Annotated in this window: 16 protein-coding genes; 2 read left to right on the top strand and 14 right to left on the bottom strand. The window is 48.9% G+C overall.

Going from position 1 to position 12,419, the window contains the following annotated elements:
* Position 1: 1 nt before the first annotated feature.
* From E2980_RS00305 to E2980_RS00295, 3 genes are all read right to left on the bottom strand, one after another.
* Positions 2-937: an ABC transporter permease gene (locus E2980_RS00305; protein ID WP_135150136.1), complete on the bottom strand. Its 936-nt coding sequence runs from the start codon at positions 935-937 to the stop codon at positions 2-4.
* Between the two features lie 118 nt (positions 938-1,055).
* Positions 1,056-2,744 carry a peptide ABC transporter substrate-binding protein gene (locus tag E2980_RS00300; protein WP_167746922.1) on the bottom strand — a complete coding sequence of 563 codons (1,689 nt, stop codon included), beginning with the start codon at positions 2,742-2,744 and terminating at the stop codon, positions 1,056-1,058.
* A gap of 488 nt (positions 2,745-3,232) precedes the next feature.
* A complete protein-coding gene (locus E2980_RS00295) occupies positions 3,233-3,871 on the bottom strand; it encodes an O-methyltransferase (RefSeq protein ID WP_135150134.1) in 639 nt (212 codons plus the stop codon).
* 167 nt (positions 3,872-4,038) lie between these two features.
* Between E2980_RS00295 and E2980_RS00290 the strand changes: the two genes are divergently transcribed.
* A complete protein-coding gene (locus E2980_RS00290; RefSeq protein WP_135150133.1) occupies positions 4,039-6,030 on the top strand; it encodes an LTA synthase family protein in 1,992 nt (663 codons plus the stop codon).
* A gap of 59 nt (positions 6,031-6,089) precedes the next feature.
* Here the strand turns inward: E2980_RS00290 and E2980_RS00285 are convergent, their stop codons facing one another.
* The 10 genes from E2980_RS00285 to E2980_RS00245 all read right to left on the bottom strand — a co-directional run bounded on the left by E2980_RS00285 (position 6,090) and on the right by E2980_RS00245 (position 11,493).
* A complete protein-coding gene (locus E2980_RS00285; RefSeq protein ID WP_135150132.1) occupies positions 6,090-6,344 on the bottom strand; it encodes a YuzB family protein in 255 nt (84 codons plus the stop codon).
* Positions 6,331-6,633: an iron-sulfur cluster assembly accessory protein gene (locus E2980_RS00280; protein ID WP_135150131.1), complete on the bottom strand. Its 303-nt coding sequence runs from the start codon at positions 6,631-6,633 to the stop codon at positions 6,331-6,333. The genes E2980_RS00285 and E2980_RS00280 overlap by 14 nt, the downstream gene beginning before the upstream one ends.
* A gap of 68 nt (positions 6,634-6,701) precedes the next feature.
* Positions 6,702-6,938 carry a hypothetical protein gene (locus E2980_RS00275; protein WP_135150130.1) on the bottom strand — a complete coding sequence of 79 codons (237 nt, stop codon included), beginning with the start codon at positions 6,936-6,938 and terminating at the stop codon, positions 6,702-6,704.
* 67 nt (positions 6,939-7,005) lie between these two features.
* Entirely contained in the window at positions 7,006-7,899 is an 894-nt protein-coding gene (locus E2980_RS00270) for a M14 family metallopeptidase (protein ID WP_135150129.1), read from the bottom strand.
* A 137-nt stretch (positions 7,900-8,036) separates the two neighbouring features.
* Entirely contained in the window at positions 8,037-8,849 is an 813-nt protein-coding gene (gene racE, locus E2980_RS00265) for a glutamate racemase (protein WP_135150128.1), read from the bottom strand.
* A gap of 171 nt (positions 8,850-9,020) precedes the next feature.
* Positions 9,021-9,371: a YtxH domain-containing protein gene (locus E2980_RS00260; protein WP_135150127.1), complete on the bottom strand. Its 351-nt coding sequence runs from the start codon at positions 9,369-9,371 to the stop codon at positions 9,021-9,023.
* Positions 9,372-9,375: 4 nt separating this feature from the next.
* Positions 9,376-9,873, bottom strand: a complete 498-nt coding sequence (locus E2980_RS00255; protein WP_135150126.1) for a DUF485 domain-containing protein — start codon at positions 9,871-9,873, stop codon at positions 9,376-9,378.
* A 752-nt stretch (positions 9,874-10,625) separates the two neighbouring features.
* On the bottom strand, positions 10,626-11,048 hold the full coding sequence (locus E2980_RS00250; RefSeq protein WP_135150125.1) for a DUF86 domain-containing protein: 423 nt from the start codon (positions 11,046-11,048) through the stop codon (positions 10,626-10,628).
* Between the two features lie 18 nt (positions 11,049-11,066).
* Entirely contained in the window at positions 11,067-11,204 is a 138-nt protein-coding gene (locus E2980_RS23980; RefSeq protein ID WP_167746921.1) for a hypothetical protein, read from the bottom strand.
* 1 nt (position 11,205) lies between these two features.
* On the bottom strand, positions 11,206-11,493 hold the full coding sequence (locus E2980_RS00245) for a Dabb family protein (protein WP_135150124.1): 288 nt from the start codon (positions 11,491-11,493) through the stop codon (positions 11,206-11,208).
* Positions 11,494-11,581: 88 nt separating this feature from the next.
* Here E2980_RS00245 and E2980_RS00240 point away from each other — a divergent pair, with 88 nt between their 5' ends.
* A complete protein-coding gene (locus E2980_RS00240) occupies positions 11,582-11,833 on the top strand; it encodes a hypothetical protein (protein ID WP_135150123.1) in 252 nt (83 codons plus the stop codon).
* A 60-nt stretch (positions 11,834-11,893) separates the two neighbouring features.
* Here the strand turns inward: E2980_RS00240 and E2980_RS00235 are convergent, their stop codons facing one another.
* Entirely contained in the window at positions 11,894-12,274 is a 381-nt protein-coding gene (locus tag E2980_RS00235; RefSeq protein ID WP_135150122.1) for a cupredoxin domain-containing protein, read from the bottom strand.
* Between the last annotated feature and the right edge of the window lie 145 nt (positions 12,275-12,419).

Below are 12,419 nucleotides of genomic sequence, written 5' to 3'. Positions count from 1 at the left end.
TTTACTTCCCTGCCTTTCCGCCGGAAATTCTTATGCGTGGATCCACCAGAACATAGGCGATATCGGCCAATAGTCGGCTTATCATAAGAATAACGGCGTAGAAAATCGTAATGCCCATAATGAGCGGATAGTCCCTGTTCGAGACACTTTCGACGAAGAACTTGCCTAGTCCCGGGATCGCGAAAATTTTCTCGATGACGACGGAACCGGTAATAACGTTAGCCATCAGGAAGCCAAGAAACGTCACGACGGGCAACATCGAATTACGCAGCGCGTGCCGCCATACGATCAGATGTCCGGCAAGACCTTTGGACTTCGCGGTTTTAATAAAATCGGAATTTAAAACTTCTATCATGGTTGAACGGATCAACCTGGCGATAAAAGCGATTGAAGCGGCAGATAGTGCGATCGTCGGAAGTACGTAATCCATTGGACGATTCAAGCCAGCCACTTCAAACGCCTCAATTTTCACGGCCAATAAATACTGTAATACCGGAGCAATGACCAAACTTGGAATAGATAAACCGATAACGGCTAAAATCATCGAGAAATTATCCAGAAACTTGCGATGATACATCGCTGAGATAATGCCCAGAATGCAACCCACAACTACCGAAGTAACTATGGACACGAGGCCAAGTTTAAGTGAATATTTGAAAGAATCACCGATGATTTTGTCCACTGCTTGAAATTTCTTTTTCATGGAGATCCCAAGATCTCCTTGCACGAGGTTTTTCAAATAAACTCCGTATTGTACGATTAACGGCTTATCCAAGCCATAATAAGCTTCTAGATTTTTCTGGATTTGTTCGCTAGTTGCTTTTTCGGATTGCAACGGACTTCCTGGCACGGCGTTCATAAGCACAAATGTCGCTGTTATCAAGAAAAACAACGACATCAGCATGAACATGAATTTTTTTAATACATAGCGAATCAATTGATCCCACCCGCCCGTTCTACCAATGATATATAACGATGAAAGGTATATATAGGCATCTATATATACCTTTCAAAGTCATGAGTTACCGAGGTGCTTAAATTGAATTGGTTTATTCTTATTCTTTGCTTCCGAATGCCCAATCCAAGTGACCGGCGTAGTCGGATACAACGTCTTTGAATCCTGGTTTTTGCATCGTTACCGTCGTGTAGTAGTAGATCGGCATTACGGCCATGTCATCAGACAAAGCGATTTTCTCTGCTTTGGAAATCATGTCAAGGCGAGACGCGTCATCCGTTGCGCTGAAAGAACCGTCAAGCAGCTTGTCAACTTCCGGATTGTTGTACTTACCGTCGTTGTTGCCGGATTTCGAGTGGATCAAGTCGTACGTGAAGTTGATCGCGTGGTTGAAGTCAGCTCCCCAGCCTGCGCGAGCGATACCGAATTGACCTGCTTTTCTCGTTTCGAGGAACGTACCCCACTCTTGGTTGGACAGCTTCAACTCGATGCCGAGGTTTTTACGCCACATGTCGATTGCCGCTTCAGCGATTGCTTTGTGGCCTTCGCTCGTGTTGTACAGCAACGTCGTTTCAGGAAACTTGTCGAGACCTTCTTCTTTCAGGCCTTCAGCGAGCAATTTCTTAGCTTCTTCCACATTCTCGGAAGAGAACGATTGGTCCGGATACATTTCGCGGAAAGATTTTCCTTCAGAACCCGCGATACTTGGCGGTACGAGAGCGAATGCAGGTGTTTGGTTTGCTTTCGTTACGTTGTCGATGATCGATTGACGTTCAATCGCCATCGAGAAAGCTTTACGGATTTTCACATTGCTGAATGGTTTTTGTTTTGTATTAAACAAGTAGTAGTACGTCGAAGCGATCGTTTTGATTTCGGCTTTGCCTTCTTTAACCATGCCCGGAACTTGGTCGCTCGGCACTTCACCCGCTTGGGCACCGATCCAGTCGATTTTGTCTGTGTTGAACAGGCTGAATACGGTGGACGCGTCTTCTACAAGGGTAATCGTCGCCATGTCGAAGCCGACTTTAGCCGCGTCGTAGAAGTTCGGGTTTTTCTCGAGTACGAGCTTGTCACCGTGTTTCCATTCTTTCAGAAGGAAAGGTCCGTTTGTAACCATCGTAGAAGCATCCGCAGCCCATTCCGGCTTGCCGTCGACAGCGGATTTGTTTACTGGCCAGTACGTGTAGTGAGCGACAAGGCTATTGAAGTACGGAGTAGCCGTATTCAATTTCACTTCCAGAGTATAATCTCCCGTCGCTTTGACACCGACTTGATCGGCAGTAGCTTCGCCAGAGTTGTATTTCTCGCCATTCACGAGATAGAACAGCATGTAAGCATAATCGGAAGCCGTCTCTTGAGCCAGAGCTCGTTTCCAAGAATATTCGAAATCATGTGCGGTTACCGGATCTCCATTGCTCCATTTTGCGTCATCGCGGAGATTGAAGGTGTACGTTAATCCATCGTCGGAAGCTTTCCAATCTTTAGCGATTGCAGGCTCAGGCTCGCCTGCAGAGTTAAGGCGCGTAAGCCCGTCGAACAATCCGGAAGCTACGATCGAGGACTGAGCGTCAACCATCAAAGCCGGATCCAAGCTAGGCGGCTCGCTTGCAAGCGTGAAACGAATTTCTGCAGGCGTTTTGGTTTCAGCCGGCGTCTGGGACGCTTGACTTGCAGATGGCGAAGAGCTCGCTTCGGACCCGCCTTTGTTATTGTTGTTGCTGCAAGCCGCAAGCAACGATCCTGCTAACGTGACTGCCATCGCAGTCGAGAAAATCTTCTTAAAATTCATTCTGTTGCCTCCCCGATTTTTTTGACTATCATTGCATTTAATGCTATGCATCGCTCAAACAAACTTCATTCTATCCAATGATTTTACCCATCTCATAGTTATTGAAATTTGCTGGAACATTAGAAATAGTACTATTATTGTTCGGTTTATGCAATGAGAGTTTATGGCAGTGTAATTTTACATTACATCAAAAGTAACTGAAAATGACATTAAAATAACAGAAAACGCTTACTTTTTTGTTTAATAATCATTTTTTTCGTATATTCATTCACCGCATTTGATTAAATTGTAAAAAGTGATTTTTGCTTTATGAAAAATTGTTCATATTAATTCCTTTTTATTGCATTTATAGCATGTGGATGGGTAAAAAATTAGTATAATCCTAACTAAATTTAAATTAATCTCATGAATACTTTATACATTTGCGAAAAAGTATCGAAAATTTACTTAAAATTCGCTTTTGATGGGTTTCCCGATCCCAAAGTGTCTTATTTTGGCTTAATTCTCGCTAATGCCAATCCATCGTAGGCTGGCAAATGAACTCCCATCAGCCTTGGGTCCCGTGCAATCATCTCGTTGAATCGCCGCATGGCGAGCACGGAAGGTCCTTGCTTAAGATCATCGATCGTCTTTCCTCGCAAGAGCGTATTATCAGCCGCAATGATTGCCCCATCGTTAGCAAGCTTTATGCACTCCTCCAAATAATGAGGGTAACTTTCCTTATCCGCATCAATGAAGAAAAAGTCAAAGCGAGCTTCTTGTCGGATCAGCTCGGCAAGACTATCCGATGCATCCCCAACGAGATATTCTGCTTTCTCCCCTAATCCAGCGTCCTCCATATTCGACCGTGCCAGGTCCGCATATTCCTGCTTAAGCTCTAATGAAACGAGTCTCCCTCCTACCGGCAGCGCTCTCGCCAAGCATATACCGCTATATCCGCCTAAGGCACCGATTTCCAAGACGGAACTCGAATGGGATAGCGAAATCAAGAAGGTTAGTAACCTGCCATAGCCTTGCGCCACTGAAATTTCCGGCATCCCGGCTTTTCGAATGCTTGCGATAACTCTCTCCAAATCCTCATCTTTATCGTATAGACGGTCGAAATATTGATCAGGCGAAACGCTCATAAGAATACATACCTCCGCTTTTGGGCTTTATCCTTTCATTTTACCACAATGTTTGAATATCCCCCTTCATAAGAGCTATACTGTTTTTTATTTACTATTTACATTGCGTTAATCATTAGGTTAGGCGATTCTTAAGAAATCGCCGTTCGCGGAAAGGAAGTTTTGTCATGTTAGCGCGGTTACGCACCGTTGCCCTCAGCGGCCTTCAATGGTCAATTAAAGGGCTCCAGTTTTGGCCTCTATGGGGTATCACCCTGCTCGTGGCTTCAATGTTGTTTAAATTGAATGAGCTGGATCATCAATTCAACGTTGGCGGCATGAACTACTGGAAGTGGGCCGTGAATCTCGGCGCCGTTCTGCTGGCTTCTTTCTGGACCATCTTCCTTGGACGCCGCGCAAGAGCGGTTTCGCTCGCTTTGCTTGGGCTCATCTTATCTATTCTTCTATTCGCGGATCTGATTTACTTCCGATACTTCAAAGATTTCATTTCCGTGCCGGTTCTTCTTCAAGCCGGTCAAGTCGGCGAATTACAAGCGAGCATATGGAGCCTGATCCGGGCGGAGGACCTCCTCCTCTTTGCCGATATCCCTGTAGCGTTTGCCCTTGCGGGATGGGTTTTGCGGCGGCATGCAGCCAAACGCAATCCCCATGCTATCCGAACCGCTTACTTGTCACCTCGTAAAACCCTATGGCGAAAGTTCATTCCCGCTACCCTCGTATTCGCAATCGGTTGGGCTCTTATCTATTTCCCGGTCGTAGAGCAAAAGAATGGCTGGGCAAGAGGCCTGTTCGTCGGCAACTGGTGGAACATCCCCATTTACAATGTAACCGGTTTGCTTGGTTTTCATGGTTATGATACTTATCGATACGCCAAAGAGCATTGGTTCGGAGAGAAAATATCCGACTCTGAGGTCCAAGAAACCAAGGAATGGTTTGCAGATCGGCTTAAGCTTCAGAAGCAAATGGAGAATGAACCTCTTTTCGGGCAATACAAAGGGAAGAACGTGCTGATCGTCCAAATGGAAGCATTCCAGGAATTCGTTATCGGACGGTCGATAGGAGAAGAGGAAATCACCCCCAACCTGAACAAGCTCATCGGGCAAAGCGTTTATTTCCCTAACTTCTATCACCAGACGGCACAAGGAAGAACGTCGGATGCGGATTTACTGACAAGCTGCTCCATGCATCCGCTGCCAACCGGATCCGCCTTCATTCGCTTCGCGGCCAACGAATTCGATTGCGCCCCGTCTATCGTGAAGGGCGATGGCTATGACGCAACCGTCCATCACGCGTATGACGGAAGCTTCTGGAATCGGAATAACATGTATCGCAACATGGATTACGACCAATTTTACAACATCAAGGACTATACGATCGATGAGCCGATCGGCTGGTCGCTTGGCGACGAGTCCTTCTTCCGCCAGACGGTAGAACAGCTGAAAGAGCGGAACAAATCGCCCTTCTATGCCCTTACGATCACCTTGTCAAGCCATCACCCCTACAAGTTGCCCTATTCCAACCAGGAGCTGCATGTCGGCGAGCTGCAAGGCACGATTATGGGCGATTATTTGCAGTCAACCCATTACGTGGATTCTGCCGTAGGTTCGTTGATCGAATACCTCAAGGATGCAGGATTATGGGAGGATACTATCCTGATGTTCTACGGGGACCACGATAATTCCGTATACGATTGGACGCTGTACGAGCAATTTTTCGGAGCCCCCGTGTCTGATATCGACAAGGACAGAATCGTCCGTAAAGTTCCGTTTTTCATCCATCTTCCTAATGACGAGCATACGGGCGTAGTGGAAAAAGCAGTCGGTCAGATCGATACGACGCCGACCGTCATGCACCTGCTGGGAATTCCGATGGACGGACGATACCTCATGGGAGTCAGCATGTTATCCGAAGCGCCGAAGTCCGTTGTATTCCGCAATGGCGGCTATACGGACGGCAAATTCTATTTCGTCCCGAGCGGCAATGGTATCACCGGAAGCGGCACTTGCTACTCCATTAACGGCGGGGACGCCGCCGTTACGGATTCAGCGAGCTGCGCCGCCGGTGCGGAGTCGGCCAAACAGGATCTTAATATATCCGACAGAGTCATCGAGAACGACCTTATATCTACGTTCCACGACGAGGACGAGAACGAGAAGTAAAAATCGCACAAACAAAGAACGCGGAGGTCTTCCCTTTCCGCGTTCTTTTTTCGCCAAAATTAAACCTTTACGTATTTGCGCGCTTTCTCAATCGCTTCATCCTCAGTCGGAGCGGTGACATATCGACCGTTAATGAAGATGAAGGCATATCGGGAGCATGGACCGCAATAAGACTTGCAAGCTACCTTGATCTCGGCTTCCGGCGCAAGCTTCTGCAACTTGGACAGCATCGTCTTTACCCGCATATGCTTACATTTGTCGCAGATCCGGATATCGTTAAGCGGAGCGAGTTGCTCTTTATCAGTGGTCTCCATGATTGCCCTTGCTTGGATTCGTAATGACAAACCCTTCCTTAGGGAAATACAGGTAGTCGATCTTGACGCCGTCGAGAAGTTCTTCCCCTTTAGTCAGAATGACATCGATCTCCTTGTCTGTCGAGACGACCTCATCCTTATCCGTCGGCTGGCCCAAATCCATACCATAGTGCGCATGGTCTCCGTGACTATGGGTGATGAATACTTTTAATTTTTTGTCCGCGTTTTCCGGCTTGTCCAATTCACGGCGCAGAACGTTAGCTGCGTTCCGGGTTATTTTGCAATTCATATCGCGCTTCACTCCCGTCGGTTTCTCGTTCTATTGTAATGAAACCTCCGGATTCATGCAAGATCGCGTTACTTGCCGATTGCGTACTTGCGCTCCATCGCGTGCGCATACCAACCAGCCGCTAACGCGGTAAATGCGGCGTCGTCGATCGGCAGGAAAGGCATGAAATCAGGCAATACCCAATATAACGCCACCGGAATGATAAAGATCAGCTTGTCCCGCAGCGTTACTCGTTCGGAACGCAGAATATACCACACTCGTCCGGGGAGATGTCTCCATAATGCCAACCAAGATCTACGGGCCATGCGAGGGTACCTCCTTACTCTTGTAGCATGAGCTTTATCAAGTTTACCCCTCTAACCCCTGAACGAATCATACGGGCGCGCAATCAAGCGCTTCGGCTAGCAGCCTTGCTACATCGTCGTAAATGTAATCAAAATCGGCTAAAGGAAGCGGATTGCGGCCCCAACCGACTTCCACCGTAAAGCCGGGTCTGCGAAATCGGGAGATAAACCAATCCTTGTAGCCTGCATCGCTGCCTTCGAGATATACGGCCCGATAACCTGCCGCTAGGGCAAGGCGATCCGCCCACGCCCGTGATTCGGACGGTTCGCAGTCTCTGTAATTCCAATAGATCTCCTCTCCCTGCGTATGAAGCGCGATAACCGCTTGAAAGTCCGTTTGTTCCGTAAACTGCGCAAGCGCCGCTGCTTCAGGCTCCGACAACGGCTTCTCCCCGCTATAATCGCGAGGTCCCGGTCCATGGATTCCCCGGCGCTTACGTTCCTCTTCCCAATGCGCGGGGAATTGATCGTTCAAGTCGACTCCCCTCGCGTTGGCTTTCCACCTATGGAACCGATTGGAGCCCCGGTTCCATTCTTGCAATTCCTTATGGTAAGGGTGCTTGGCGGTCATCCCCCGCTGAACGAGCTCCACTCCGTCCGGATTAACCATTGGAACAATCCATAGGCTGCAGCGTGAAAACAAATCCTTAGCCGACTTCCCCCAGAAGGGGTGCCGCCTAGAGCAAGCGTGAGCATAATCCTCCGCAAACCTCATCAATAGAAGAGTCGTAATCCATTCATTGGCATGGCAAGCCCCGTTAAAGTGCCAACGAAACGGACCGGCCCCTATTCTCAGGTAAGGAATCGGTTTCCCAAGCGCGCTCTTGCCTATCGAGCCTGTGCTTACGAATGGATGTTTGCGAACCAGCCGTTTTAGGTCCTTCATCATCAATTCCGGTCCATAATCCGCTTTAATTGTCATCGTAATTCCTCCTCTTCCGTTTAGGTTCTATTGGTGTATGAGCAACATCTTCGACATATGACCCGCCGCCGGCAAAAAAAAGCCCGGGATAGCCAACCGCTTCTTAAGCGTTCGACTCTCTCGAGCTGGATAGAGCATTAAGCCCCAATATGGGGAACCTGCCATACGACGGGATTTATCCGAATCTGTTCTCCCAGCCAGGCTTGGGCGATGTCCTGAAACTTTCTTGGATCGCCGCTGCAGAAAAACTGGTGAACGGGAACTTCGTCCCTTCCCGCCAGACTATTATTTTCATGCAGGATAGCGCTGATTTCCCGAGCGGTTTCTTCGGCCGAATTAATGAGGATAACCTCCGGACCCATCGCCTCCGATATGCTGTCCGCCAGGAAAGGATAATGCGTACAGCCGAGAATCAAGCAATCCATTGCCGAATCTCTCAGAGCGAATAAGGATTCCGATACGGTTCGGAACGTTTCGTGAGAGCGAAAATTGCCGTCTTCGACCAATGGCACGAAGGACGGGCAAGCACGGCTGATAACCTTTACGCGCGGAGATAGCCGTTTTAGCGCCAGATCGTATGCACCGCTCTTAATCGTGCCTTCCGTACCGATGACGCCAACGATTCCGGTCTTAGTTCGGCTGATCGCTGCCCTGGCACCTGGATTAATTACGCCGATGATCGGCATATCGATCATGTGCCGGATTTCATCCAGCGCAACTGCTGTTGCCGTGTTACAGGCAATGACGATCATTTTGGGTTTGTATTGTACGAGATAATCCACGATCTCGCGCGTGAATGCGATGACCTCTTCTGCATCTCTTGGACCATAAGGCGTTCTTGCAGTGTCGCCGAAATACAATATTTTCTCACGGGGTAGCTGACGCATGACTTCCTTCACGACGGTCAGCCCTCCCACGCCGGAGTCAAGGACTGCGATCGCTTGCTGCACGGAAACACCGCTTTCTTCATGTATGATAAGGTCGTTTCTTGATAATTTATGAGACCAATCCGTAAAAGGTACCTACATCTTAGCTTAAATTCGGACAAGGTTCAACGCACGAAAGCACCGCCCTGCGGGAGGGGCGGTGCTTGAATTCGTTATGGGACTAGTTTATTAGGGTCAAAGTGCGGACGATTTGTCTTCGGTGTATGATTCTTCCGCGGCGGCAACCTCGTCGCTTAATGAAGAATCCGTATTTTTGCGCGAACGGATATCCGTCACGAGCCGACCGGCAGCTTCTTTGGCATCAACGACTAAGCTTGAAGTCCGTTTCGTCAGCGATTGCACGGCGGAGCCTGCTTGACGGCTTATATCCGCCGTTTTCTCTCCGACCTTCTGTGCGGTATCCGCTATGTCCCCGCGAAGCTCGCGGCCGGATTTAGGAGCGAATAACAAGGCGGTAACCGCCCCTGTAACGGCGCCCGCAAGAGTTCCCCATAGAAACGATTTTACGGATTTTTTTTCACTCATACTCTCACTCTCCTCTAGATGGATCCGCACTCGGTTCCGGGTTGTGGCAGTTATTGGCCGGCGAGCCTTTACCGTCGGGTCGATTCTTCCACATGGACCACAGCTTGCGACCCATATCCATAAGATCCGATGACCGATCGATCTTCTCTTCGCGAAATCCGGAAGAAGCTTGGAATGGCGAGATAAGGCATTCCCGGTATAGGTCCGTCACATGAACGGCCGTTTGCGCTGCCGTCTGCACAGCTTCGCCAAGCGCCCGCGCCCCCTCCGCAAGCGTAGCGAAGCCCTCCAGGCTCTTCTTGGATGCGGCAATGGTCTCTCTAGCCTCATCGGCCAACTGCCTGCAGTGTTGCATGGAAAGCTCTGCTTCCTTGCTGACCTGAGCCACGGCACGATCAAGACGTCTAAGCGACCGAGAGATAGTCAACACGGCCATGACGAAAGCCATGGCAATAGCCATAACGCCAAACGTTATCCCATATGCCGCCAGATCCCATGCCATCCGCGAACCCTCCCTAGCAACCAAACCCGGGCGAATGCCCATGCGGTTAATGACATTATAAGTAGCAATAGCCCGTCTTGACACACGAAACAAGCCAAAAAAAACCGTCAAAGCCTGACGGTCTTTTGGGGTGGAGGATATTTGAAACTTTAGCGAACAAGACGAATGCCTCGTGAACGATCCGATACAAAATTAGACGTTTGCCTTTGGCGGGAGTTCCAACTTAGGTCATCGTATGCCGTATTATCAACGTTCTAGAGGTGACCGGCTCACCGGTTGCCTAACTCCAACCGTAACGGCAATTTCTGCCGTTAACCATTCCACCGGCTTGCCTAACTCCAATCGTAACGGCAATTTCTGCCGTTAACCGTTCCGCCGGCTTGCCTAACTCCAATCGTAACGGCAATTTCTGCCGTTAACCGTTCCGCCGGCTTACCTAACTCCAACCGTAACGGCAATTCCTTCCGTTAACCGTTCCACCGGCTTGCCTAACTCCAATCGTAACGGCAATCCCAGCCATTGCTGCCTTGGAATGAAATAGGGCAGGGATTTATACTTTCTGATAGGTTAAGAAAACCGGCTTCGTCGTCCTTCAGACGGCAGTATACGTTTATATCGACCGAGGCCGGCATGGCGGTTGGCGGTTGGCGGTTGGCGGTTGGCGGTTGGCGGTTAGGTCAAAAAAAACAGCCCGCTGCTATCATAAGCAGCCGGGCCATATTCGATGGACGGATAAGGGTAAATCAGTTAAGTTAAATCAACTCTTTGCGAAGGTATTCCTCCACTTGGTCGGAGAAGCCCATTAACACCCTCGGCAGGTCGGCCGTCAGCGGGTGCAGCTCGGCCCTCGGCCATTGGTCATACTCTTGCACGAGCGTCTTGCGCAGTAAGACCAGTCTGCGCAATGGAACCGCTACCTGATCGGTAATAACCCCTTCACCGGCGATAATATCGATAATATCCTCATAACTGCTAGCATCGCGCATAATGAATCCGTCGATTAGCGCATGCCCTACATCCGTTGCGATTTCCGCCGCAAGATGAAGCGCGCGTTCCTGCGCCAAGCCTTCGATTAATCCGCCTTTCCACGACACCGTCGAAGCCGACAGAGCTTGAGACAGCTCCGGAAGACACGCTAGACGAGCACGAATCATTTTTACGTTCACATCGTACATGGGCGAATTGCCCCCTTGTTATTTCTTCTTGCGCCTGCCTCTGCGCTTCAACCAAACCACCATAATGAAGGCGCTTATCAGAATGACGATAATATAAGTCATCATCTGATACACGTCGCCCATGTTCGTCGGATCTTTCTCTACGACCATTCTCATCCTAGCACTCGTAATCGACGCTGACCGAAGCTTCGCGAACGGACGCCATATGCTCGATGACTTTCTTGTGTACGGGATGCACTTGATATGCCTGCAAAGCATCCATGGAGTCGAATTTCGTAACTAACGCGATATCGTATGAGCGTTCCGAATGCAGCACGTCGGTACCCACCTCAAGGTGGCGAAGCTCTTCGATTTTCCCTTCCATGTTTCTTAGCACTTGTACCGTTGTATCAATGCTTTCCGGACTGCGGTCTTTCAATTTGAATAATACGATGTGAGTAATCATTATTTTCCCATTCCTTTCTTATCATGAGGATATTGAGCGACGTACATACTACCTACAACATGAAGCGAAGGGAGTCCCAGGAACCCAAATGCGTTATACCATTACGATAGCCTGTACTTTAATCGGAGTTGCGCTGAGCCTCTTTAATTACAGCGGATACGACCCCCATAATTTATTCCTCATGATGTTTAGCGTCCCGATGTGGTTCGTCGAGGTATTCACCGATATCCATAGGGTCAATATATGGTTTATGTATGCGTTAACGGTTCTAAGCTGGGCCTTGATCGGTTATTTAGGCGACCTCGGCGTCTCTCGCATCCGCACTTGGCGACATTTCTGACAACCGAAACCGTTTCCTAACGCCAACGGGAAAAAAGGAGCCGTCTCGGCTCCTTTTTCATTATTCAACAATTAGTACGGATTTCATCGATGCATGGCCTTGACCGCACATTATGGAGCACTGCAGCTCGTAGGTACCCGGTTTATCGAAAGTAATCACGGTTTCCGGATTGTCCTTGGTAAGCTCAAGATCAAGTCCAACGAATTCTACGCCATGAGTGCCCAGCGTGTTGGAGAATTTCACTTTATAGTTGGTTCCTGCTTTGACTCGGTATTCCTTCTCGTTGAAGTCGAAGTTAGTCGCTTCGATTTTCAGCAACTCTTGGCCTTCAGCAAGTTCGGAAGCTTCGTCTACCGGTTTATCCGGCAATCCGGTCGCCATTAAGTATACTCCCATTGCGCACGCGATCGTAATCAAAGTGGACAAAATCCATTTATGCATTGTCTGCTCCCCTGCTTCCTACAAAGTCTTTACCTCCTATTTTACCTAAAACAAGCATTTGAACTCAAGCACTTGTCTGAAAGAGGAGTCGCAACTTTTTGTACTTATGACAAATTCATGAACTTCGCGAACGCGTCCCGGCTTG

The sequence above is a fragment of the Cohnella luojiensis genome (assembly GCF_004564235.1).
GTDB lineage: Bacteria > Bacillota > Bacilli > Paenibacillales > Paenibacillaceae > Cohnella > Cohnella luojiensis.
The sequence above is the reverse complement of the archived record's forward strand: the minus strand, read 5'-3'. Positions and strand labels throughout refer to the sequence as shown.